The organism is Chitinophaga tropicalis (assembly GCF_009758205.1).
GTDB lineage: Bacteria > Bacteroidota > Bacteroidia > Chitinophagales > Chitinophagaceae > Chitinophaga > Chitinophaga tropicalis.
In genome coordinates, this window is the sequence record NZ_WRXN01000032.1 from 1 (window position 1) to 25,835 (window position 25,835).

At 45.0% G+C, this 25,835-nt stretch carries 14 protein-coding genes; 2 read left to right on the top strand and 12 right to left on the bottom strand.

Translation table 11 applies throughout. The features are described 5' to 3' along the window. Positions 1-811 precede the first annotated feature (811 nt). The 3 genes from GO493_RS30380 to GO493_RS30390 all read right to left on the bottom strand — a co-directional run bounded on the left by GO493_RS30380 (position 812) and on the right by GO493_RS30390 (position 2,853). Positions 812-1,510, bottom strand: coding sequence for a hypothetical protein (locus GO493_RS30380; RefSeq protein WP_157310008.1), 699 nt, complete (start codon positions 1,508-1,510; stop codon positions 812-814). 9 nt (positions 1,511-1,519) lie between these two features. Then, the gene (locus GO493_RS30385) at positions 1,520-2,485 is read right to left on the bottom strand and encodes an RHS repeat-associated core domain-containing protein (RefSeq protein WP_157310009.1); all 966 of its coding nucleotides are present in this window, start codon (positions 2,483-2,485) and stop codon (positions 1,520-1,522) included. Positions 2,486-2,673: 188 nt separating this feature from the next. Beyond that, entirely contained in the window at positions 2,674-2,853 is a 180-nt protein-coding gene (locus GO493_RS30390) for a hypothetical protein (protein ID WP_157310010.1), read from the bottom strand. Between the two features lie 99 nt (positions 2,854-2,952). On the opposite strand from GO493_RS30390, the gene GO493_RS30395 reads away from it, so the two are divergent. Further along, positions 2,953-3,204, top strand: coding sequence for a hypothetical protein (locus GO493_RS30395; RefSeq protein ID WP_157310011.1), 252 nt, complete (start codon positions 2,953-2,955; stop codon positions 3,202-3,204). A gap of 538 nt (positions 3,205-3,742) precedes the next feature. Here GO493_RS30395 and GO493_RS30400 read toward each other — a convergent pair. The 4 genes from GO493_RS30400 to GO493_RS30415 all read right to left on the bottom strand — a co-directional run bounded on the left by GO493_RS30400 (position 3,743) and on the right by GO493_RS30415 (position 8,935). Then, entirely contained in the window at positions 3,743-4,606 is an 864-nt protein-coding gene (locus GO493_RS30400; RefSeq protein ID WP_157310012.1) for a tyrosine-type recombinase/integrase, read from the bottom strand. 241 nt (positions 4,607-4,847) lie between these two features. Continuing rightward, complete coding sequence (locus tag GO493_RS30405) at positions 4,848-5,741, bottom strand: tyrosine-type recombinase/integrase (protein ID WP_157310013.1); 894 nt, start codon at positions 5,739-5,741, stop codon at positions 4,848-4,850. 286 nt (positions 5,742-6,027) lie between these two features. Beyond that, entirely contained in the window at positions 6,028-8,727 is a 2,700-nt protein-coding gene (locus tag GO493_RS30410) for a toprim domain-containing protein (RefSeq protein WP_157310014.1), read from the bottom strand. Continuing rightward, positions 8,714-8,935: a SymE family type I addiction module toxin gene (locus GO493_RS30415; RefSeq protein WP_157310015.1), complete on the bottom strand. Its 222-nt coding sequence runs from the start codon at positions 8,933-8,935 to the stop codon at positions 8,714-8,716. Before GO493_RS30415 ends, GO493_RS30410 begins: the two co-directional genes overlap by 14 nt. A 156-nt stretch (positions 8,936-9,091) precedes the next feature. Here GO493_RS30415 and GO493_RS30420 point away from each other — a divergent pair, with 156 nt between their 5' ends. Next, positions 9,092-9,454, top strand: a complete 363-nt coding sequence (locus GO493_RS30420; RefSeq protein WP_157310016.1) for a helix-turn-helix domain-containing protein — start codon at positions 9,092-9,094, stop codon at positions 9,452-9,454. Positions 9,455-9,565: 111 nt separating this feature from the next. Here the strand turns inward: GO493_RS30420 and GO493_RS30425 are convergent, their stop codons facing one another. The 5 genes from GO493_RS30425 to GO493_RS30445 all read right to left on the bottom strand — a co-directional run. Then, positions 9,566-9,829: a hypothetical protein gene (locus GO493_RS30425; RefSeq protein WP_157310017.1), complete on the bottom strand. Its 264-nt coding sequence runs from the start codon at positions 9,827-9,829 to the stop codon at positions 9,566-9,568. 6 nt (positions 9,830-9,835) lie between these two features. Then, positions 9,836-18,370 (bottom strand): RHS repeat domain-containing protein, encoded by an 8,535-nt coding sequence (locus GO493_RS30430; protein ID WP_157310018.1) that lies wholly within the window; start codon positions 18,368-18,370, stop codon positions 9,836-9,838. Positions 18,371-18,379: 9 nt separating this feature from the next. Next, positions 18,380-19,126, bottom strand: coding sequence for a hypothetical protein (locus GO493_RS30435; protein WP_157310019.1), 747 nt, complete (start codon positions 19,124-19,126; stop codon positions 18,380-18,382). A gap of 17 nt (positions 19,127-19,143) precedes the next feature. Further along, positions 19,144-20,808 (bottom strand): hypothetical protein, encoded by a 1,665-nt coding sequence (locus GO493_RS30440; RefSeq protein ID WP_157310020.1) that lies wholly within the window; start codon positions 20,806-20,808, stop codon positions 19,144-19,146. A gap of 12 nt (positions 20,809-20,820) precedes the next feature. Further along, positions 20,821-25,835: DUF5977 domain-containing protein (locus GO493_RS30445; protein WP_198315873.1), on the bottom strand; the 5,015-nt coding region annotated here is incomplete at its 5' end.

The window sequence follows — 25,835 nt, forward strand, 5'->3', positions numbered from 1 at the left end:
AACTGTTCTAAGGCCTTTTTCTTGAGGCCGTCGTAATCAAATTGATCATTCTTGCTCATAAAAAGAAACTTGTGTTAAAGGTCAGGAAATTATTTTAACCTTTGACACAGTTCATTTTACAGTCTCCACTGTCCGGATAAATCAATACACCTCAAGGGTCTATTTTCCCAAAGAACTTATTATAACGGGCTCAAGTATATGTATTTTATATCCGTTTGCATTGGAAAAACACTAGAATTTTCTATGGGTAGACCTCCAAATTATGTCATAACTCCATCTGCCACAGACCACTTAAATGCACTCTCATCCCCCCCAAGCAGATATCCAGCAGCACTAAAAGGCCCACCTGTAATTCTCGCAGCCAGCGCATCATTATACTGTTCTTGCGCAATAGCAGCATTTCGCAAAAGCATATTGTTTCAATGCAATTGGCGTCTGCTGCATCCACGCCTCAGTTCCGTCTAAATCTATTGCTTGTATGGGAGTATTACTTGCAAATTGGTATGGCGTTAATTCTGGATAATCACCTGTCAATGGATCCACACTCAAAAACCGCCCTACTCTCAGATCGTACGTTATAAGTGAGAAGAAGGACGAAGTGTATTAATCAAGGAATTCCTTCTAATCATAAGTAACCTTTCATGTAACATATAACATAAGGATAATAGGAATGGCCTAAATTATAATGTTTTATAAGTTTCTTTCGTCTTACTACATCTTTCTATACAAAAGGTGTCCTGGTCGATTACCAGGGCACCTTTTTAGAAAAACGATCGTCCCATTATATGGTCCAATCAGAGTTATCAAAATTTTATTTCTTATAAGCTGACAATGATACAGAGTCTTTAAATAATAACTTTTCTTTGGTAATAGAATCAATACAAGTCATCCTAAAATACAATTTTGCATCGTGTTGATCTCTCAAAGAAGATAAATGTCTATACAACTTATAGGGTTTGTACTCAGCATTATCATAAGCATCAATCTCCTTAAAAGAAACACCGTCAGTTGAAAGCTCTATTTTCATATCTTCAAATATTCCATCCACAAATAAGACATCCGAACGCAGACTGTCTCCATTCGAATATTCGTGTGCAAAATGCCCAACACAAGGTGTACCTTGTTCTCCTATGACATGATGTAGACTATCATATTTTCTATAAAATACAGCATCATGGGCATTGTGCCTAAATGCATATTTTTTCAGGCTTCCGTCGGCGTAAGTTGAAAGCTCCTCGCCCCATACAGCCCCTTCACGGAAAGATAGAATTCCTACAATCACATCACCAGACATAGTAATTACCTGGCCACTAAGCTTTCTTTTAATAATAGAATTAAAGGATACTATGATTGGATCATCGCCTTCGTAAGAAGGGTTAAAACTCAGCATAATATCTATGCCCTGAGGAACAAAATATTCCCTTATCGGTGGATTTATCTTGTTGCTAGACTGACAAGACAATAGAAAAAAAACAGAAATTAGAAAAACTATTTTGTTACATCTATTCATATAAATTATTTATTCCCTATATGCGCTCGGTGGAAGATCATGTCGTTGGATAGTATCAGTCGCCTTGTCTGGAGTTGACACCCAGATATTTGAGCTATCTCTATACACTCGTCCACAATCATCACAATAAACAGCATTTTTCTTAACATCTTTTGGAAGGACCACGTCAATAACTCCTCCAACTTTATTGCCTCCATCATAGTTGCTTAGAAATCTCTTAACCATTTCAAGTCCAGCTTCTAACTTTCCTAAATTGGATCCCTTACCAACTAACTCCACGAGTCCTTTTCTTATACTTCCAATGTCTCGTAGTTCAAACGCGTTCCCAGTCATCCCAAAGCCATCTGCTATACCATCTGCAGACTCTATCTTCCTATCTGCATGTGTTGCTGATGGCTCGAATTGATTCTGAGAGCTTGCCCCAGGTATACCATCTGTTCTCGCAGAAGACGTAAATATTATACCACCACCGCGTTCAGGACTCTTACGTGGGGAGAAAAAATTATCTGTCCAATCAGGCTCTCGAGGTATAAACACAGTGAATGTTCTTCTTACAACCGTTCCATCAGTCAATGTTCTTGACAAATTTACAGTATATTGATCCCCAATTCCATTTTTACCGATTTCATTATAATATGTATGAATTCCATTCATACCACTATAAAAATGTAGCCCAGCACTCAATCCTTTTATCTCATCGAACGTTGTATTAGTAAGCCGGCCATTCTTACCATACTCTATATCTATTTGAAAATATCTTTCTTCTAATCCATCAAGATCGGTTGCCCAAATTGGTTTATTACCAGCAAACTGATAAGGAGTATACCAGGGATAATTCTTAGTTAATGGGTCCACACTCAAAAACCTTCCAACTCTCGGATCATATATCCTGAACCCATAATCCTGCTGGTTCCCATCCCCCTTCACCTCATTGTCATTCTCCTTACCATTGAACCCATAACGGTATAGCCCCAAGCCACTCCCGCCTGTCCGATTGCTGGCCCATGCACCCGTTTCCCACTCAAAGAACTGAGCCTAAGATATACTTTTTTATTTCATCTGTTTTTTCATTTGAAAGAAAAAAATAAATAACACGCGCGTAGGGTGGGTTCGTGGATGGAGGACTGGAGCTTTGATTACCCCCATCCACTACCTGCAGCCCCCTACGGTTTGTCCCGGACCTGCGGGAGCCTGGAGACGAACCAGAGCCTGACCTGCTCACTATTCAGCTCCGGATAACTGCCTGCTAAACGTAATACTTCCTGCATTCTCAGTAAACGGCTCTTACCGTTACGCTGATTGAGTAACTCCCAACACAGGGAGTGTTTCCGGACGCAATACATAATTCAATGGTTTTATTTGTTAAACAATGGTTTAAAAAAACAATACGCACGTATGCGGGATAGTGGATGGGGTACTGATGCTCAGCATTTATCCTGCTGTTGAAGAGAGTGATACTGATCAACATCTGTTCTGATGCTGCCCCCATCCACTGTCCTGCATACGGAAGCAAGATAGTACTACAGCTGATCGACGTACTAACGCCGACGTTCGCGCAGCGTATCATCTGCCGTTGGGGCAGAGAGATAATGTCTGGCAGCTATAACCAACGCTCAGGTAGCGATCCCTCCGCCACCACCGCCATGCCGCCACGGCCGCTGGGGCGGGAGTGCGCAGCGCAGCGGAGCACGTAGCCACAGCTGGCCGCGGCTAGTCCATATCAACCGCCGGGAGCGCAGCGGACGGCAAAATCAAAAAGCGAAGGCCGTGGCGGCGAAGGCAGGTGGCGGACCGACAAGGGGCAGCGAAGGGGTGGCTGTAGCGGAGCCATCGTGCGCCAGCCGCCAACCCGACAGCTGCCCGAACGAAGGGTGAAGGGGCGCAAAAACCGTGACAGGCTGCTTTCAGAACATAGCGGGATAACGACCCCTGCGCAGCCTGGCACCGGTTTTTGTTCGCACCGAACCCGCAGTGAGACCGCTGTTCCTGGAGGACTGATTGACCAGGATATTAACCCATGACCGCAACACTTCTATACGGCTACTCTACCGGGGCAATAGTAATGACCGGGGGGACAGCCGACCTTCTAATGACCTGGGCATTGTTTACGGAGAAAGAGGGATTCGAACCCTGAGCATAAAAACAGCCATAGGAAAGACTTTCATTTTTAATACAAGAGAACTGCCACGATGCTGCCATAACTTACAAAAGCTCCTCGTACCCTGCCACAACTCACTTCACAGGGTGGTACTGGTCTATTATAGCCTGTAGCCTGCCTACATGGTCCTGGCGGTAACGCTCTGTACTGGAGGGATACCTATGCCCTGCAAACTGCTGTACCTTGCTGATGTCATGTCCCTGAGCCAGCAGGTTAGCGATCACGCTCTGACGGATGGACTGCGCCGTTACTTTCCTGCCCGGGAACAACCCGCTGTAACGCCGTTTTACATGTTTGCTTATATCGGATGCCTGCATAGGCTGACCACGCTGACTGATCAGCAACGCTTCGCTTGCCCTGCCGCCCAGTAACTGCGCACGGGCGCCTTCCAGGTAAGCGGACAGGGGTAATACCTGGTTAGCATGTAAGGGGAGTTTGCGACTATTGGTAACAGCTGTTTCCCGGATGTACACCGTCCCTCCTTCCAGGTCTATTTCCGCTACGCATAAAGACGCCATTTCCCCGATTAAAAGACCCTGGTAGACCAACAACCCTATCAAGACCTCATTCCGGTAAAAAAGCGCCTTAAAACGCTCTTTTCTGCCCATTAACATAGACAGCTCACTGGCACTGAACAGATCCTGTAGCTGTACATCACGGGAACGCTGGTCACGTAACCAGATGTTACGCCCGGGATGATCTTCCCGCTGACCTGTATAACACAGGTAATCATAGTAAACCTTGATACTGCACACGATACGGTTTAACGTCTGCGCATTACCGTAACGCTGGCGCAATACCCCTATATAACCCAGCAGGTCACTGTAAACGGCGGCTGCCGCCTGCGGATAATTGGATAAAAAGATCCCGATCTCACGACCATAGGACACAGCCGTACCGGGCGTATACTGTTGTTGTAAATACGCTGTTAGTTCCATAATTATGATGATTAGATGGGAGTAGATCAGGACGGATTTACCCTGTCCCATGTGGCGCTAAAGTGATACCGCAGTCCATACACTACCCATACTTTATACTAGCCTTTGACCAGGAGCATCCATGGAGTATACCGGGAGTATATAGGAAGCCAGTAGAGAGCTGGCTGCAAGCAACTACCGAGCTGCTACGGTGCAAGCCTGGACCTAAACAGGGCAAAGCCAGAACTAATTTATCCCCGATTCACTTCCATAGGTCTTTGAGCTGATCAGGGTTACATTTGGCATATACCTGCGTGCTCTCCAGGCAGCGGTGACCTAAAAACTCCCGTACATTTTCTATATCCATGCCCCCTCCTAACAGATGAGTAGCAATACTATGACGTAAATAATGGGGGCTGATCTCTGCGTGTAACCCAGCCCTGCGTACCACCTCTTTCAGTAACAGATAGTAACCATTACCGCTCATAGGCCTGCCTGTCTGGTTCAACATAAAAGCACCACTACCACCTGGACGCTCCTGGCTCAGGTAAGCACCCAGGGCAGCGGCAACAGCGCCCGTCAGTGGCACTACCCTGCGACGGGCACCTTTCCCCGAACGAACATACAACAGGCGGTATTTTACCTGTACATCACTGACCTTCAGCCGTACGGCCTCACTACGCCGCAACCCGCAACTATAGAACAAGTGCAGCATCGCCTGCTCCTTCAGGCTGACAGCGGCACTAAACAAGGCACTAATCTCTTCCCTGCTCAGCGGCTCACGGTTACCGCCCGCTACACGACGCAACCGAAGACCACTCATCGGGTTATACAACAGCTCTCCGCTCTGCTCCTGCCAGTGGAAGAACACCTTCAGCGCATACACATAATGGCTGATCATCATCGCGCTTAACGCTCCACTACCTCGCTTCAATGGACGGATATGCAACCACTCATAAAAAGACAGGATAGCAGGTAGACTTACCTCTTCCAGCCGCGTAAAACGGCCATAATGCAAAAACTCCCCAATACACGCAGGCAACATCCTTTGGGTAGAGACACTGTAACCGCTCTGTTCTAAGTAAGTCTTAAACGCTGATCGATAATAATGGACTAATAATGGATCAGAAGGAGGTGGATGTAACCCTACGATCATAATAAGTATTTTTTGAGGACTGTCCTGGTGGGTAAACGCTATACCTTTGACCGATGTAGTTTAGCCTGTATATAGCTACTGTCGCTGGTTTAAAAGATATGGAACACTACCGCTTTTACCACTATGCCATAAAGGCACTTTTTTCATACCCCCCTTGAGCATTTTTCCGGAACACGGAACGCCAGGCACTTTTTCCAATACTGTAGCGGATTCCAGCGTTCCACTAGCGTTCCCTGGCGTTCCAAACGCATGTACTGATTTTCGTCATTCACTACCACAGCGGGTTCTAGCGTTCCAAAGCAATTGCTGGCTGTTTTACCCGCTGGCCTGCTGCTTTCAGCGCGGACAACTGCGTGAACAGGTCCTCTTTGATCCTGTCCCGTAAACCCTGGTAGTTGTCCCAGTAGGATAGTTTATAGATAAAACCCTTGTTGATATGACCGCCACACGGACTGATATATTCCAACCGCGTCAGGTCATGTGCATAGCGGAACAACTGGGTCTTACTCAACTTTAATCCCTGACGGATTTCCCGCAGGTTAAATGTGGCCTGCTGGTAATGATCTCCGTGCTGATGACGCAGGTAATCTTTCAACTGTTCATAGAACTGGCGCAGGCTCCCGTCCAGCTCATCCACCTTCAGCACTATACTATCGAACATCAGTTCTACTGCCTGTTCTACATCACTGACCGTCGCTATCAGCCGCCCCTGGCTATCCTTGTCCCGCTGGTACTGGTGTAGTAACGTCATCAGCTTCACAAAGTTTAAGAACAGGTCATGCAGACGGCGGATCTTGTGGGCGTCCGCTGGCAGCTGTAACTTGCCTGCATAAGGATTGATCACCTCCAGCGGTTCCAGGCTACGAACCAGGTTACGGATGAACGATTTGCTGTCCTCTTCTTTCCGGGTGTCTGTAGTCCCTGCTGCCTTGCTGTCCTGGTAAGCAATGATACGGCGGGTTTGTGTGGCACTCTCGTCTACTGCCACCAGGAACACGCGGCTCATATTGTCCTCATAGATCTCTCCTTGTGTGGTGCAGGCCAGACTGGCAATCGGACCCTTCACTGTCTTCTGGCCACTGGTGATCTGCCCGTTTTCCAGCTTGATGCTGGTGGCGCTGTTCAGCTCTCCGTTACTCTGCAGCTCTCTGAACGCAAACTCTGCTTCTTCACTCAGCCCATCTATATCTTCCAGGCACAGCAACCGGTGTATAAAGTAACGCTCAGGATAATTGTATAATACCTTATCACTCACTCGCGTTAACCGGGTAACACGCTCAGGAGGCATACAGTCGGATACCTGTTTTAATAGCCTGGTTTTACCACTACCGCTGCTGCCCTGGATAAGCGCATGTAACGGCGCGGGCATCTTGTAACTCAACGCTACCAGTAACAAAAATAAACGGTTCGTTTCCTCCCCTACTATCCCTGTTTCTCCCAGCAGCTGACCCAGGCGACCTAACAGATCTTCCTGCCGTAAAAAGCTGGTAGCAGCATTACGCTCCTGTAACGTTAACGGATAACTCGCAGCACCTTCTTCCTGTGGAGCATGCGGTTGCTGCTCACTTTCCCGGTAACCGTCCAGAAGGTCTGTTAACCGGGATAAGTCACGCCCCAGCAACTCCCTCCCTATACCCAGCTTATCACTTACTTCTCTGCATAACTTTTCTACCTGCCTGTCCTCATATAAATCCAGCTTGTTACGGCTCTTCTGGCCATTATCCTGACGCTCCACTACCAGCGTCACCTTCAGGCTGTCCAGCGGTTTACTGATACCACCCTGTACATAGTAGGTAACCTGATCACTTTTGTAAACCAGTTTGTGTGGATGACTACTGTCCAATATGGGGGCGATGGCCTCGGCTGGTGGGGTGGACGTGGTTGGAGGGACTATAGATGAGGAAGAAGAAGTTTGCTTTTCAGTTGGTTCAGTTGAAGAAAAAAATTCGGTGCGTTCACTTAACAATGGGATAAAGACAGCAGCCGTATGGGACACGGAGAGGCTATTGATGTCTTCTCCTTCGGGCAACACCAGCGTAGAGTACCTGATATGTGGCAGCTCTGTTCTTAACTGTGCCGCGTATTTAGCCGCTCCCTTACGCCCTGCTTCATCACCGTCAAAAGCAAAAATGATTTCCTGTAAGTGGGTAAGCGTCTTGATAGCAGCTACATGTTCGGCCCTCAGCCCGTTAGTGCCATAACAGGCCAGTATACTATATGCTTTAGTGACCTCTCCCTGCTGTAGCAACGTGGCCGCATCTATCACTGATTCGGTCAGGATTAACCGTTGGCTGGCCGCGGCTGGATAACCAGGATATAGACCGCTACGGTCTTTTAAGTAATAATGACGCTGGTTTTCATCATTTACCGTACTACGGAAGTACAGGCTGCAGATATCTCCTTTCCGGTTGTACAGCGGGAACACAATACTGTATTTCGCAAAAGGCCTGTAGGCTACCTCCCCCAGACGGCTCTTGCGATCATGTTCACTTAACAGACCCACCGATAGATAATCGGCTATCTGTTGCTCATCTTTGCGCTGACCGTGATGGAACTGACCACTGTTGTAACCAACAGCGATAGTACCATAATCAAGCCCCCGCTGGGCAAGGTACTCCCGCGCTGGCTGGCTGTTATGTACACTATTCTTAAAGTAAGTAAAGATATTGCCCAGGATAGCTGTCCTGCTTAAACTACCTGCGGCTGGCGCACTACCCCCTGCCAGTTCCTTGCATTTCAGGATCGCTTCATGTTTGCTGCAACTTTCCTTATGCATCACAAAATCTATCACGTCCAGCGATTTGCCATGCGTCTTACAGTTGCTGCTAAAACAATAACAGGTATGCGTCTTGTAATAGACCTGCATGCTCGGCGTCCGGTCTTCATGGAACGGGCAGTGCAGACGCAGGTGCTTGTCAGGTTTTAACCCGTAATATCCCAGCACCTGCGCCAGCGTTAGTTGTCCTTTGATCTCAGCGATTTCCATGCCCAGACACTTTTTTGATCATTAGCCTGCCCTTGCTTACCGTAACCTCCAGCGGGTCGCCCACTTTAAAGCCTGAGCGCTCCATCCATAAACCTCCCAGCCGAAGCCAGGGAACCGCCCGGTAACCGGGACTACCGTCCGGGTAAAGATTGCGGATCTCCTGACCACGACCGTGGACCTTACAATGCCTGATTGTTTTGTTTGCCATGTGGAAAAATATTTTATTTACTACACTTATGTAGCAAAATAAACCCTTCTGTAGCAAATCAACAAACTTATTTTTTGCACCATAACGCAATTTCGCTTCAAAAACAATCCAAAACTGCTACATATCAGCTATTTTTGCCAATACAAACAGACATCTATGTCTCAAAAAAACAATCTCGGCAATCGCATCCTGGAACTGCGTAAAGCAAAAGGATGGTCGCAAACAGAACTGGCAGATAAAGTAGGGATATCATACGCCCAGATAGGACGCTATGAGACAAAAGGAGCACAGCCCCCTGCTGAAGTACTAAAAAAAATCGCGGATGCTCTCGATACTTCCGGGGATTATCTGCTGTATGGTAACGCTTCTGATAAGGCTAACGCTGCTTTACATGAAGCTGAAGTGATCAGGTATTTTAAAGAGATAGAGACCCTCCCATCTGAAGATAAAGCAGCCCTGTTACGCGTTATTTCTGCTTTTATCAGGGACGTTAAAACTAAACAGGCTTATACGCATTGAACAAGATACCTATATCAGGGATGCTAAAGCGCGTAAAATCTATGCACAGTAAGCCTATCACTCCTGATAAAAATCAATGCCCAGTTCATAAACCGGGCATTGAGACATTAATTATATTTCGCTCTTAGAACTATCTAAAAAATCTCCAAATTCATTCCTGAGACGTATTACATTATCCCTGTTCTCCTCCCAGGCTTTAGAGTTAATTATCAAATGATCAGCTTCTGCTATAGACAGCTTTAATTTCTTAATTAAAACTACAGTTGATTGCATCTGGCTAGCACCAGCCTCCTTCATTTTAACCAGTGTGGCATCCAAACTGCTTTGACTGCCATCATAAACAGCATCAAAAATATCTTCAATTTTTTTAATCATTTATCTTTATTTTTTTCTTAAATCAAAAGTTTCGTCCACTATCTTCCCTGGCTTTGAAGAAGAACTATTGGGAGCTCTCTGAAACTGCACTCGAAGCCAATCAAACCCTTGTGTTCTTGCATTATTCTTCAAAGATTCAAGCGTCTCAAACATAGCTGAGCGACCAAATTGATTTTTTAATTCATTGCCACTAACACCTCTTGGATATAAAATAAAACTAGTCAATTCTAATTTCTTCCCACCGGAAGTGACATGCTTATAACTTAAAAATTCATTTACTTTCCCATCCGGATAAACAAATTCTCCTCCTATCATATTCTCTCCCAACTCATGAATAGTCATTTTAGGTACTTGCCTACTTTGATTCGCTGCACCATTAGAGCTAGTTCCGGATTGAGGTTGAATCTGCTGATTTCCATCTACATTATCATCATCTTTTGCCGTGGCAAATAAGAAAGGGCTAATTTTAATTGATGTTCCTGATACTGTATTAACAAGACCTCCTCCATTAGATGCAATGGCAAGGCTAGGAGAAATAGTTCCATTTCCAGGAGCTCCAGGCATTGGAGCTGTCTGTCCAACCAACGTACCTGCATTATACCAATCAGCGTATTGTTCATTTATTCCAAGACTTTCCGGTGAACGAACATATAGGCCAAAAGAAAGCCTGCTATTAATACCGTTCACAGTCCCAGCTAAGTTGGCTGCTGCTTCATTTTTTACAGTTCTCCAATCCTTGACTGTGACTTGATAGGTAGTTGTAACTACATAAGCCTTATTAACTAACTTTATAAGCGGTTCTCTCAAGAAAGAAAAAGGATCTCCTTCCTCTGCTCCATCTATGTCAATGAACCTTATTGGCTTATTTCCTGCGAACTGGTATGGTGTGTACCATGGATATTCTACGGCCAACGGATCTACACTCAAGAACCTTCCCATCCTCGGATCATATATCCTGAGCCCATAATCCTGCTGGTTCCCATTTCCCTTCACCTCATTGTCATTCTCCTTTCCATTAAACCCATAACGGTATTTATTACCACTGAACCCTCTTCCAGGCATCTGCATCCCAAAAGAATAATATTCCTGAGCTGAAACGATATCTGCTTCGTAGTGGTCTATAGACACGCTGTCGGAAGATATACCGTCCTTTCTATCGGATACTGTTGCCAGTACATTACCCAAATGGTTGCTTAACTCAAAGAACTTCTTACCGCGGGTGAAATTAGTATTAAATCCTGAACCTAAACCGGGTAAATTGACGATTACAGGCGCAGCTACAGTCTTCACATTGGTATTCAATGTATTAATACCCAGACGGCTGCTACCATATAAATGAGCTTCCGATTGCGTAAGGTCTCCGTTATTAATGGAATTGTCTCCTTTCGTATAGACGCTCATTACATTGCCACTCGCATCACGGACATACCAGGTTTCTTTACCTCCGGCAATCTTACTTATACGGTTGTCAGCAATATCATATGAAAATTCGATCTCCTCACCCGTATTGTAGAGGATACTATCAATCTTATCACGGGTAGTCCAGCCGATGGTGATACCGGTTTTAACGTCTTTTCTCAGTCTGCCCGAAAGGTCATAGTCATAATTCAGCGTATTCTGATTATCAATATCATTAGCATAATTAGTAGAATCTACGAAATCCTTTATCTCACTTAACTTATTGGAATTACCAGGGTAATTATATTGCAGGCTGTCCATTAACAACGGCATACCGGCAAACGTATTATTACCGTACCTGACATATGTCTTGATGTTACCCATCGCATCATAGGAAATGGCTTCCTTAAAGTCAGGTAGCATTACTGGCGTCCAGGTATTGGTTGTAGTATTCAGCCCCTGCGAAACTCTCTTGCCTAATAGCCTGTTCAGAACATCATATGTATAAGTAGATAAGAAAGGCGTACCCACTACAGGGATATTCTGGCTTATAGCTGCTATATTCCCATTATACAAAGAATTGAAATTAGCTCCTGCCGGTTCTGCCTTAGCAAAAGGATTTATATTGTTTATAGCTGAATAATCCCTGTTGCCGTAATAGTGGAGGGCATACCCAAAGGCGTCTTTAGCTACCAACCCTCCTGTAACACCATCTTTGCCCATGTCGGTACTTGCTGTTACTGCTGTACTGTTAACCCCTTTAAGCCATCCCTGTAAAGTATAGGCATAGTCAAGTCCCTGTACCTGCTGCTGACCAATAACTGTTCTTGCCAGCGGACCGTGCTTATAATACTTGTAGTAAGCATCATTATCCCAGTAGATACTGTCTCGACTAGTCTCGACGTTGGTGATCCTGTTCTCTGCGTCGTAACTGTAACGATGATAATAAGCATCAGGCTGTCCAGGCTGATAAGCAACATGGTTCACTTTACCACTTATCAGGTCATAACGATAAACTATTTTTTTGAAACGGTTACCTGCCGCAGCAGCCATAGCTCCGATACGGAAATCCTGGATAAGGGTATCCACATTACCATGCCTGTCATAACTGTAGAAAGTACCGGTAGTATAAACGTTACTGTTTAAATCAGCTGCTGTAGAATACAGCGCAGACCAGGATACCCTGTTACGCAGGTTAGTAGCTGAAAGTACGCCTCCACTCAACAAAGAATTTGGCACGTCATACGTCGTCTTTACAATCTCTATTCTTGTACTTGCTGCGCTGTTAAACCACTGATTAAATCCTGTTGTATCTCTGGCCATCTGATGGGTAAGCAGGAAAAGACGAGCACTTCCCTTCTGAATAACTCTTCCAAGATTATCATACAGGGAATAAGTAAATCTTCCATTACCAGACTGCGCAGGGTCCTGATGACCTGCCAGCCGGCCTATACGGTCATAAAAGAATTTATGCGGCCTACTATTATCCGGCGCCTGTTGAGCGACTACCTTATTTAAGGTATTATACCTATACTCAGTAGTTAACCTATGTGGAGGCAACTTCGTGGCGCCATTAGCTCTGGCTGTTCTTACACCGGCGACCCAGTCAGTTGCACGGCTAATTACAACACCTAATGGAGGTACTGTTCTTACCAGGTTACCTGCGCGATCATAATAATATAGTGTATAGTGGTATTCTGATGTATTGTAATTGACCGTAAAGAGCTCTCTCCTGCCGGCGTTCAGACAGGTATCTATATAAACTGATTCAAAATCTTTTTTTAATGAATCTCTGTAAGCGTTGAATAGCTCTGTTCCTTTGGCTATAGCAAAGAATTCATTGTCAGAACAGTTATCTACTTCGTTTGCATCAACAGGAGGAAAAACCGGATCGGCGTAACCGCATAAATGTGGCCCGTTACTCATCCTGAAACAATCATCACCTGCAACACAGTTAAATATTTTATGTACAGGATTCATAACTGTTTCCAGAAGGCTCACGCTGGTAAGTCCTGCGCTACTCAATATTGAATTCGAATCCAATGTGGCAGCCAGGGTAGTACTTACAATCACGTCGTTGTAAGTAACATTTACAGAAACATCATTACAGCGTAACTGTGATGAAAATGGTTTGAACATCAGGAAAGCATCATTACCATAATTACCCGCTCCGACAAACATGCCTTCCCCCGCCACGATTATTTTGTTCATCGAAACAATACTATCCATAGATGTCATTTCTGAAGCCTGCAGCGTTCCATCCGGTTTTATTTTATGCCAGGTGAGCTTACTTTTTGATGACAACGATGTATTTTGAACAGTTACAATGCTTCCATCAGCAGCATAAACTATAGGCATCCATTGAGTAACTGTACTATCCATTGGACGGGTGAACTCTTTCCTTGATAATACATTCCCCTCTTCATTAACTCTTAGAATGCTGTTTCTTGCCGCACTACCACTACCATTTGCATAATTTACCAGATACCCATCTGGTACCTTCTGTATAAAGCCTGAAAAATTATTCGTTCCAGTGGCTCCAATGTTATACCTGCTCATGGTAATTACAGTACCAGTGTTACGGTTCATTTTCACAATTACACCATCAAAATTTCCATCCACGCGCGTACAAGCAGTAATCACCAATGTATCGTTATTCTGTAATAGAGAAGCCCCTTCATCGCCACTGCGGTTTCCTATTTTCCTCAACCACTTCGTGCTGCCAGAAGAAGTCAGTGCACCAATCATAATATCGGCGACACTATTTGCGATATTATACTTTGCAGTAAATGCGTAATCTCCATCGGCAGTTTGTATAATATCAGTTCCTACTTCCCCTCCTGATGTGCCATAACCGATGCGGCGGCTCCAGGTCAATACACCCTGGGAATCCATTTTTAAGATCAGTGCATATTTACCTACAGAACCAATAGCAATGTAACCGCCATCAGATGTCACTTTTACTTTTGCCAGGTATTCTGTGCTGGCATCGCCATAACGTTTCGACCATTGCAGGTTTCCATTGGCATCCGTTTTTATTAAATAGGCATCTGTATGGGTATTATTGACTGTAGTGTATCCTGCCATTATGTAACCATTATCAATGGTCCTTACCATATCATAGACAAAGTCCTTTGTGCCATTGGAATAACTATGTCTCAATTGCTTGTCAGCATTGCAAACAAGGCTATCTTTTCCTCCATACAGCTGGCAACTGTCCATAAAAGCCAGGTATTCCCATGCTCCCTTATTGAATCCAAGCCTATTAGTCATAAAAGAGGCAAAAAGGGTATTCTTTTTGCGTTGAAGACTATCCGTCTCTTCCTTTTCAGGCTTCATTTGGGGGAACCTGACCATATACTCATTATAGAGGTCGGTCACAACTTCGCAGGTTACGCAAGGTGGGGCGACATTACACTGGATCAACGCCGGTATTTCCAACACACCATCCAAATAATTACAATCACTTGCAGTAGCACTACATGCATTCAGTAAACGTTGTATATGTGTATCTGTAAAAGAAGTACCTCTTGTCCGGTTCAGGTAGGCGGCCAGGTTAAGGTCAGTAGATTTCTTATATGCAAGATACTCTGTATTTAACCGCTGCAGATTCTCACATTCACAGTCACTCGGCCTGGTATAGGACTGTTTATCGCCATAAGCCGGCTGTTTATCATATGCTGCCGGGGTAGTGATCAGATACCCATTACATTCGGTCGAATTTGAAATCGCCCACATTGCATTAAATGTCTCAATCACCTCTGTAAAACTCCGGTAATAGCTAGTACTGGATGGTTTTACAGTGCTGGCGCCATAAGGATGATCCTGATCAGCACCTTCTTTACATACAGCTATCAGAAGCTTAGTGAGTGTATCAAGACCAGACTGGCTATATTTACAAGGCGCTAACTGTTTCATCCAGGCGCTTACATAACTGCGACAGTTCTCATCATAAGAACGTTGCATCATGGCATTTACTGAATCCTTCATTATAGTAGAATCAGTGCCATTCACAAAAGATCCCATTCCGCTCTGTTCCAGCCCATCTTTAGCCGGAGTAAAATGAGGTTGCTTACCTGCAGCAAAAAGTTTCGTTGCAGTTACCCTGGTATAACCCGGAGCAACTGTCTCATTGATAGTATAATCGATCTGAGCATGTTTGGCATTCAGGTAGGACTGCCTGAACGCACGCCATGCCATATCCAGATCGCCAGTACATAGAGTGGATTCATTAAAAGCATCTGATGTTTTGGCGTAGGTATTGAAACAATCTGTAGAATTAGACAGACATTTAGCTGAAATAGTAGCCATACTCCAGATAGACCTCTTGTCAGCATCTTTTTTTGCTTCATTGTAGTTCTTCATTTTCGCTTCCAGCACCACCTTTGAGGCAAGGTTGTGAGAATAAGGGTCTATATCTCCGGAAGGAAAATTGGTAACAAAACTACTACCCAGCGGATTCAGGTATCCTGCAGTCTTTGCCTGCTGATAACTGTCCACACCTTCAAACTTCTTGTCCCAATCATAAGTGGCCTTATAGCCCTCAAACAAAAGCAGCTTATAATATTCAGGGTGGAAACGCAATAATGCAGTTGCCCATGAAGTTTTGAACTTAGCGGCAAACTGCTCCGGGCTGAGACGTTGAGGGATAACCAATGAGCCGGTCTCCTCGTTATAAACACTATCCCTTCTTCCTAATTCATCATAGTATATAATAGAATCACGCTGATAAGGCGGTAATGTCTTATCATTTGCCTGGAAGAAAACAGAATAGGGATCCAGTGTCAGTGTATCTCCCGGAGTAGCATACTGGCCATAAGGAGGTACCATATCCTGCAGCATGGCATTCCTTATGCTTTCTGATTCGGATGTGGCGCCACATAACGCTTTACAGTTGGCAACCGCTTCATTATATGCTGTAAGCGCCTGGTCACGGGCAGCAGCAGAATCTGCGGGGCTAATACCTGTATTGCTCATGTATTTATCCCTGAATGTCTCCCATTGTCCAATTGCCTCATTGCAGGATTCACACGATGGTTTACATTCCTGGGTGCTTAATATGTCACGCTGTTGCTGTATGAACTGCTCTAACGTAACGCAGAGGTTCTCCTTCAGGAACACGCTATCTCTGTAGTAATCCAGGGCGTCCCTGTTAATGGTGAGCCTTTTTGTGATCTTGTAAGCACCCGGTTTAAGGCGCCTGGTAAAGCCTACCTGGATATTCTGGGCTGCGCTACAGCCGGTTGGATAGGCTCCGGGAGTGTAGTTGTGCAGGATAGTGTCAAATGGTTGTCCGCCGAGACGCTGGTTAAAAGCGTCGTCAGTGATCTTTATTTCAAGGTCGTATAATCCATTATAACAGATAGTATTGTTATCGCAATCCTTCCTTTGCAGTACCGGGGCATTTAACAGGTAGTTAAACTTATAGTCGCCCTCAATAACCACCATCTGGTTCTGGGCAGATTCCAGCACCAGGTCCTTCACTACTGTTCTGCGGGACAGCGTATCTGTAAAATTGATAGCATTATTATAAGAAAGTGGGGTCAAAGCAGCACTGTCTGGAACTCCTGCCAAAGCTGTAGCAACGGTACGGCCATACATATCTATATAGGATACGCTGTACTGACCATTAGCATCCTGAACATAATCTTTATAATAGTGGCTTATTGGTCCGGCATCAGTTCCGAACAATATATCCATTTCATTATCGCCCGGGGAGGCATAAGTATACCTGGTATCGTGGTTGCCCCCAAGTTTGTGTACAGGCCCTACCCCACCCTGGCGGACAATACGGCCTGTATTGTCAGGTGTATAGGAGACTTCCGTAAACGCGTAACCTCCTGCGTCAGGGATGTATTGGTTCTCACCGTTATTCTTTTCAGGGTTATTCGCAGAATAATACTGGTTAGCACCGGAAGTTGCGGACATTGGTTTAGCTGATGTTGTCAGCAGCTCGGCCGGGCTTCCAACAGAATCATAGTTACTTTTATCGTATTCGCCCCCGTTCAATGCCCTGTTAAAATTTCTTGAATAGCTGATAACGGAGTTAAGAGAGGGAGATGGCATTACCTGTATAACAGGTTTGCCCTGATAGTCGTAAAGGGATTCACCAACAATAACTGTTTGGGTAGTATTGTCCTTCGTTACTGCCTGACGGGCACGCAGGCTACCATCATAGTATTCAACTGCTACTTTTCGCTTGCCTTCTTCTGCAAAGCTGATCGTTGACTGCCAGTTCAGGGAGCGTTGGTGACCGGAAAAGCTAAATTGCCCCAGTCCGCCGGACTGGGAAGAGCTCCATGCTGTTTCCGTCCGTCCTTTACCTTCCCGCTCCTGTACACCTCTGACACGGAAAAACAATACACCACCGTTATCATATATCAAGGGGATATTGTAATTGTTACCTGCTATTGTTACACGGGAGGCATTGTTCCTGAAAATCAGGCTTGCATCCTGCAAATTTCCATATCTCGTATCTGCCAGCGCTGTAGAATCAATATATGCCCATTCCAGGTCATACATATCCATGCCCTCTACTGCATTCCATTTCACCTTTACTTCATCTGCAGAATCCGGGTTGGCAGGAGCTTCCGCTACCAAAGAGGTAACAATGCTGCCGGTACAGGATAACTTATACGTTACCCTGACCTGCATCTCATTTTCTACCAGTAACGCCGGGAGCACATCTTTTGAAGCGTTTGCAGTAACGGAAAGTACCTTAACGGTCACGTTATGCGCGTTAGCGAACACAAAGCTGCTTTTACCAGCGTAAGTCGTGGTATCGTAGTTGATATTCAATGTTCTGTCAACCGAGTCTACGACAAAGTCCGGCCTTGTGTATATAATACGCAGGCTGGCTGTTGCCGTAAATGGCCCGGGCAGATAGCGGTTTGAATATTCATTAATACTGAAAGTAACAATATTCCTGACCAGGTAAGGTGTATCCAGGAGGCTTTGTTTGCTAACATTAAAATAAACGCTGTCTGTAACTGTGATGGCAGCACCGGCTGTCAGTTGGTTCTTACTTCCATCCAGTACCTCCTTCAGCGACGTGATGTGCTGGGAATAGGATTTCCCTGCAACTGTCATCAGCAGCAACAATATCATCCCCCATCTGGTCATCATTCGTATCAAAGCTTTCATATAATTCCTTTATTGTTTTGGGGTTGTAAACAGGATTCTGTATTCTTTATAATCTGTAGCAGGTGTATAATCTTCTCCTTCTTTTACAAAGAACCGGCGTTCGTCAAAACGTTCACTGCCAGGTTTTAGCTCCCGGTAATTGTAGTATGCAGCCTTCACTATTGCATATTCCTCATAGCCTTCCAGCTGCTGCGGGTCTCCGCCCGGATCCATCAGGTTTGTTGTTTTAACGAGGTAACGCATAGTTGTGATGCGATTAACAACTGTATCTATGTATATGCTGACAGTTTTAAATTCAGATGTTTCCGGGAAAGACACCTGCAATACTTTTTGTTTGCCTTCTGCACTTATCTGGCAACCAGTAGCGCCAGCTTTCTGTAATAATGCAGCGGAGTAAGCCACAGGGTTCTGACCAGTCATTGAGTCTGCACTAACAGGAGAAATAAGCATCTGTTTATCTTCCCGGAACAGGACAATATTATATTTCCCGTTGCTGATGGTTTCTGTGCTGTCCAGTAAATACCAATACCTGCTGCCATCCATTTCCACGCTTCCGGAAAGAGAGTCCAGTATATTTCCAGGAGTATGCTCATTGGAATAGGTGAACTTCACTGTAAAAGCGAGAGGTTTTGATCTATAGGACTGTTCTGCCTTCTTCAATAACAAAGCCGCTCTTTCCATACCATTCCCGGCCTGTGCCATTACCGGCAAAAGTCCCTTCAGTACTGTTATTATGAGTATTAAAAGTCGTTTCATAGTTTTCACTTTTTACATTATTGCAGAACTTCTTTCTGCAATGCGCTCCTTGTTTCTTTGATGGTCTGAATACCTCTTTCCGTCTCTTTCTTCAGGCGGATAAGTGTTCCGTCATCATCATATTCATAGAAAGTCGCATAGTTGTTCTCATCCAGTTCTGCCATTAGCCGCAGGTTTTCCGGGCTGTATACAAAGGATTTCATGTTCGCATTGTATGGGTGGATGCGCATGTCGTCAAAGTATGAAGCAACGCTTCCTGTAGAAAGCATGTAAACGGAGAAGCTTCGTGTACCAGCAGGAAGGTCAATTACCTGTTCATAGCGTTGCCAGCCTTCGGTAATATTTCCGGCAGGCAGGGCTATAATCGTTGTACTGTCAGTAGCTGTGCGTACCCGGATCTGTACCTGGTTACCAGTATAGGTCAAGCCCCTGCAAGGTTGCCCTTCTTTTACCCAGGCGCTGAACAGTAGTTTTGTGCCTGCAATGGGAGAAAAAGATGGTATCAGGGAGTTTTTCCCGGCTTTTACGCTGTAGAGCACACTATCTGTCCCGGCACAGTTGCCTGGGCCTGCGTTATAGGATAACATGAATCCGGCAGTATCGGCGGCAACGGTATTGGTAGTAATGCCGTAACTACGGCCGGCATCTACACGGAGGCTGTATTTACCTGTATGTTGTTCGGTAGTATCAAGAGAGGTTTTATACTGGGAAAAGTCGAAGCTACGAGCTACGTCACATGCGTTGTCACATTTTATACCAGTAAAGAAATAGTCCTCAAACCCGTCATAGGCGGTTTCCCGGTACCTGGCATTCTGTGCTACCGCGACAGGCAATGCGTTATCATAGCCGTATAATCCTGCGGTATACCGGCCATAAGGATCTTTGTTCTCTATCTCAATGCCTTTGACATTATATAAAGTCGTTTCAGACATCCATAGCCATTTTGTTGTATCCGGCTGTGCTTTCCACTTATTGCCGGATAGTGTCCAGAAAGGAGTAAATGAAGGGATAATGCCACCGGTACGGTATTTCACGGCAACAGCGGGATCAGTTTCTGCCCTTTCTCCATAATAGGCATATGCTTTCAGGGGACGCCAGTTTCCTTGTAATCCGTACACAAAAGCATTTACGCTTGTATCTGTAACAGCGCTGTAGCAGGAGCCGGAAGTGGCAGTGGTACAGGTATAGCAGTTGCCTATAGTGAGTTCAGCTGCTTTGGTACTGCTACCTTGTAAATGATATGAAACTGCGTCAGAACCTGAGCAGGCATCGCTTTGCAGGTTGTAAAAGCTTACTGAAGCTCCTGAGGATGATGTCAGGGCTACTTCACAGTCACCAATGCTGGCTTTGTAAACAGCAGCAGTTTGTTCTGTGGTGATCGCGTAGAAAGGCTTGTTGATGTTCTTATAGAGAATAGCGCATTGTGTATAGGAGATGTCATATCCTGCCCGTCTGGCATCTCTTAAAAGAGAAGACACCTTTATACCGCTTGATGCATTTATGAAAAGGCGATGTGAGCTGATAAGATAGTCGAACAGTGGTTTCAGGCATTCGCAGGCACAGGAGGATGGCGCCTGTGCCCTTTCTCCTGCCCTGGATAGCTCAGGACTGCTGATAAGAAATATCAACAGCAATACGAACTGTTTCAAAAGATTCAGAATTGTTCTTAAAGTGTTATTCATGATAATTTCTTATTACAGTTTGATGTACCCGGTTCCTGACAATAGTGTATAATTTCTTTCTATGCAGAGTGAACCATTCTTTGTTTGCTCTACTACCTGATCCTGCACAATAACAGTACTTGTGCCGTTACATGAGATTGACTGATTTGTAGTAATACCATTATCATCTACATCACAATCTCTATTGTAATAGGCGTAATTCACCGAAAGATTAGTGACAGAAGCCGGTACATATTCTGTTCCCTGTTTATAATAGAATTTCAATGTGACTGTTGCGGTCCTGGTACCTGCGGTTGGCGTGAACAGAACAGTAGTCATGCTCACGTATATAGGTAATGGAGAGCATATTCCTTCAGCATTCGCTTTCTCCTGCGCCTTAGTCTGAGCCAACTGTAATGCCTGGCTGTTTGCATCGGCAAGACTTGTGTTCACCACTATCGTACCTGCTGCAACAGTATACGACACGGGATCACTTCCATATCCGGTCTGGCAACTACGAGTAGCTGAGGCAGTCTGTGCCTCATTAGAATAGCTACAAATGCCTTTCGCATTTGCACTATCCTGGGCAGCAGCTAATGCTTTGCTATTAGCATCTTCCACGCTAATAAGCGATTCGAAGGCCCCAGCAGGAATTGTATAAGCAACAGAAGAACCTACTCCTCCAGTGCCACAGTTATTCTTTGAAAGAGTTCCTGTTAGAAGCTCATTGCCATATGAACATATTGTTTCTGAATTTGCCAGTGCCTGACCATCAGCAATAGCTTTTACTCTGGCAAGTGCATCTGCGGCTTCCTGGCTGACAAGAGAAGAATCTGTTGCAGCTGGGTGGTGATAGATAATGGTTGCTCCAGTGTTACCATTCGCACAAATACCAGTAAACTGAGTATCCATTGGCGCACTATAATAATAAGGACGACATGCACTTCTTGTTCCGGCATAGACTTCGCCATTCATCTCCATATCAGCTGTTGCTTTAGCGTCAGCATCTTCCTGGCTGATCTCTGAATAATAGCTGCCTTCCGGCACTATATATTCTACAGCGCCTCCCGGAGCATAACCACGTGGACAGGTACTTGCAAATGACTGTCTCAGCTCCCTGCTTGTATAATAATGCGGGCCGCAATCACTGCCTCCTACATATTGTGCGTAAGGCACCTGCAGACAGGTGGTTTCTACTTTCAGCTTCTTCCTGTCCGCTCCTTTCCAGAACTGGCCAAAATCTCCAGCTGTGGCAGAAATCACGTTGATAGTGCTGTCAAGTACCAGGCTATACCCGTTCCCTGTACTTTTCAAGGGATTGCCAAGGGAAGTAATTTGTCCCAGGCTGGCAGAAATGTTCCTTCTGCCAGAGCGAATTACTTTCATTACTACGTCGTTACCAGAGAAAGGCGCTCCATCACGATCTACAAAATAGATATCTGGCTCTCCACCGGACATTGCGTTGGCATCAACAGCATATATTACACTGGTTGAACGGAAAGTGGCAACTTCCGGGGTACAGTCTTCTCCACCCGTCCTTTCTTTAGATCCTATCAGGATCTCATCGCCGGCTGAGAAATAGTCCGTCTCTTTTGCAGTAGCAAAGCCAATGTTCAATCCTTTGATAATCTTGCCCTGACGAATGAATATATTGTCCAGTATAGTGTTCATATTTTTATATGCGCCACTCATGCCGTCATACACCCAACCCGCAGGCATGTTGAAATTATAAACGGGGTCTCCCAATTCATTTTCCGTACGGCTTAATACAGGGCTGCCGGTTTCGCTGTCAAAAAGCAGGTTTTTAGTATATACCTGGCTTCCCCTGTTCGTCACTACCACACTGTCTAAGATCCCGTGACGGTTAATGATCTTGGTAGCACCGACTGAAAGGAATTTCGTTTCCTCACGCTGTATCAGGTTAAGTGCCATTGGCACAATGAAAATCGGGGGCCAGGGAAAAGTAAAGTTGTCTGTGTTGAGGTTCAGGTTCACTGCATTGGTTACTGAACGTTGTGAACGCATATCCAGCATCAGCTCCATATCCTTACCCATTGTAGCTGCGGTATCTATCACCCCCTGCGGGTTGATAGCCATCACCGTATTGCTCAGATGTTTGTTGAGCGCCTTTTCATTATCTACCTTGTAAAAATTCTCTGTAGATGATACAGGGTTGTCAGGATCTGACTCTGAATAATATGCTGTAGACTTTACCTTCCCGTTCATATCATTCAGTTCTACTTTAAAGCCCTGGCTGACAGCCACAAAATGACGGGCATTGATCTTAAGGAAGTTATTTAACGCCGGTTTAAAGCGTTTCTTGCTATCTCCCAGTAAGGTCATATCAGTTAATGTAGGAAAGTCGTAAGTAGTATAGAACCCTACTTCGTCATAACCATTAACGGAACGAGTGTTCTTAGCGTGTATGGTCCTTGTCCTTACTTTACTGTAACCTACGGAAGCAGCGGGATAGAACGTTTCGCCCAACGGCTTTTCAGTGTAACCGATGCTGATCGGGGCCAATGCTGCTACCTGTTCTTTATATGCCAGCGGCATACGCCATGGGTTCTCCTCTCCTCCCAGTATTGGCTCATAGCTGGCTACGCCACTACTGATCGTCTCAGTCTGTCCGTTAACAATCCGCGTAGTAGTATACTGGTATTCCTGCCCGTAAACAGATTCTTTCTGTTTGGTCATGACATTCCAGTGATCATAAATACGTATGCGTTTTACACGTAGTCCACCGCCATATTTTTTATGATAAGGGTTATTCAGGCGTACCATAGAACGCGCCAGATCCACCTTCTTCGCCCAACCTTTAATTCTCGCTGTGTTATCATAGTTCTGCACCATGTTGATGAAGTTGTCAGCCTGTGACAACAATATCTTCACCGCATCCCCCAGATCAGCATCCTCTCCCACATCAGAACCTGGATAGGCTTTAGAGGGGAGGTTAAGGCGCAGAAATTGCACAGAAGCTTTAGCCAATGGGCTGTAAATACTGGTGGATTTATCTGCTTCACCTCCGCTGGTAATGGCTTTCACCTTGAACCAGAAGGTATTCCCGTTATTAAAATATCCGTAATTACCAGGATCCAGAACAGCATAACAGGATACATATTCCTTTCCACTGCCAAACTTATCTGCCGGCATCTCTACGTACAGACGGAAGAATATGGTGTCTATTCCTTCGAGATAATGTGTATACAAGTCCTTCTTACTGGTCACTGCCTTAGGTGCATTGACGGAAACATACATATATTCATTTAGCGGACCATACAAGTCAGATTTCAGATCTCCCGTGGATGTAGGCTCCGACCCTGAGAAACCGGCAATACTAAACATCTGCGCCGCCCTTCTGTTCTGTATAAAGGCGTAGTCATCACTTTCATAGTCCACCTTTATACGTCCGCCGGCAGGCAGCACGATAGAATCCAGCGTCCATGCCGCAGCATTTTGTGCAGCCAGCGTACTGTCCTGCAGCGCATAGGGATAATCTGCGTTAGTGATTACATTACCAGAGGTAGAACCAGGGTTCTGTAAAGGATCCTTATAATTTCCCCACCGGTCATATGATTTGTTATTATATGAAGGGTTATTGCTGTTATAGTTGAAGACATAAGGATTACGCTGCCCTTTCTTATTACCGTTATATTCAAACCAGATACGTTTCAGGGTTAGTTTTCCTTTATTATTTAATGGTCTGCTGGCACCTGGACAGAGTTCGTAAGTGTATTCAAAATGAACAGTTTTAACAGGTCTTGCACCTGCAGCGCCGTATTTCTGGAAGTCAGCCTTTACATACAGGTTGATCTCATCCAGCCTTTTCATGACGCCACCAGGGTATTTGTTTCCCTTCTCATCTACTGCAGGCTGATCCTCACGATCGCTCAGTTTAAAAGTGGCGATCATATTCTTGGATTCGATAGAGTTCAGGTACCACAGTTCTTTCTCACCATATATGTAACTACCCTTATCGTCACGTGAATCTGTTTTCAGTCCTTCGTTGTAGGTTGCACTATCTGTAGATGGTGCGCGCCATCTGTAGGGATTTTTGATCCCTGCTACTTTGGTATAATTGAATTTAACAGCGCTTCCCGGATCGTCGTCCGAAATACCGTCGCCTGTTACATCCACATAGTCGGGTGATACCAGTCCTGTAAGCAGGAAGCTGTGTGCATATGCCGGTACTTCTTCGCTGTTAAAATAATGATCATTGCCTTTGCTGTTGGTAACATTGTCGTCTGTACCATGCGTGTATTTAACAAGACCATCCGCCCTGTTACCATCGCCGGCATCAACAGAAAATGTTTTCTCCCGTTGTTTCAGGTTATATACCGGTAAACCGTATATATATCTGCGTCCATCAGGATTCAGTACCTGTACTTCAGAGATGTGATTTTTCTTGCGGAAGGTGTTTATTCTTTTTTCCAGGGATATTCCGTTCTGTACAGCCATCGTATCTTTTGACGGCAGCAGGTACAGGTTACTTTTAGGGATAGGCATTAAAGGAAGACCTGCATATCTCCATCTCAGTTTAATGATGGCTTCTTCTGTATTCTGAAAATATTCAAGCTTAATATTATACAGTTGCCCTTCCTGGAGGTTGACAAAAGCTGTATCAGCCGTTTGGGCGTGTACATCCCATCTGTCAATGAACAGGCTGTCGTTTATATATAACCTGACACCATCATCACTGTTTGTCACTATCTCGTAAGCACCGGTTACATCTGCTTTCAGTCTGCCTGTCCACCGGGCAGACCATCTGCGGCCAAATTTATTCAATCCCGCAGGTACCCCGGCATTAACAGCGTTCAGGTTAGCAAAATTGACAGCTGTATCTACTTTAGCGAAATGCAGTTGCTGGAACTCTTTACCTACGAAGTACTCAGCCGCTAATCCATGACGGTCTGCATCCAGATCTTCCGGGAAGGTCAGGTTACAATTATGAAGAGCATACTGGTTCAGGCCATAGTTCTCGATGTATTTTGACAGGCCTGCTACAGAAGATTCTTCTGCAGTCAGGTAGCTGATCACCTGGGTACGTT

Excerpts from the sequence above, each read along its gene's own strand:
- GO493_RS30380 (WP_157310008.1), bottom strand. The coding sequence starts at position 1,510 with ATGAATAGATGTAACAAAATAGTTTTTCTAATTTCTGTTTTTTTTCTA.
- GO493_RS30390 (WP_157310010.1), bottom strand. The coding sequence starts at position 2,853 with ATGTATTGCGTCCGGAAACACTCCCTGTGTTGGGAGTTACTCAATCAG.
- GO493_RS30400 (WP_157310012.1), bottom strand. The coding sequence starts at position 4,606 with ATGGAACTAACAGCGTATTTACAACAACAGTATACGCCCGGTACGGCT.
- GO493_RS30405 (WP_157310013.1), bottom strand. The coding sequence starts at position 5,741 with ATGATCGTAGGGTTACATCCACCTCCTTCTGATCCATTATTAGTCCAT.
- GO493_RS30410 (WP_157310014.1), bottom strand. The coding sequence starts at position 8,727 with ATGGAAATCGCTGAGATCAAAGGACAACTAACGCTGGCGCAGGTGCTG.
- GO493_RS30415 (WP_157310015.1), bottom strand. The coding sequence starts at position 8,935 with ATGGCAAACAAAACAATCAGGCATTGTAAGGTCCACGGTCGTGGTCAG.
- GO493_RS30420 (WP_157310016.1), top strand. The coding sequence starts at position 9,092 with ATGTCTCAAAAAAACAATCTCGGCAATCGCATCCTGGAACTGCGTAAA.
- GO493_RS30425 (WP_157310017.1), bottom strand. The coding sequence starts at position 9,829 with ATGATTAAAAAAATTGAAGATATTTTTGATGCTGTTTATGATGGCAGT.
- GO493_RS30430 (WP_157310018.1), bottom strand. The coding sequence starts at position 18,370 with ATGAAAGCTTTGATACGAATGATGACCAGATGGGGGATGATATTGTTG.
- GO493_RS30435 (WP_157310019.1), bottom strand. The coding sequence starts at position 19,126 with ATGAAACGACTTTTAATACTCATAATAACAGTACTGAAGGGACTTTTG.
- GO493_RS30440 (WP_157310020.1), bottom strand. The coding sequence starts at position 20,808 with ATGAATAACACTTTAAGAACAATTCTGAATCTTTTGAAACAGTTCGTA.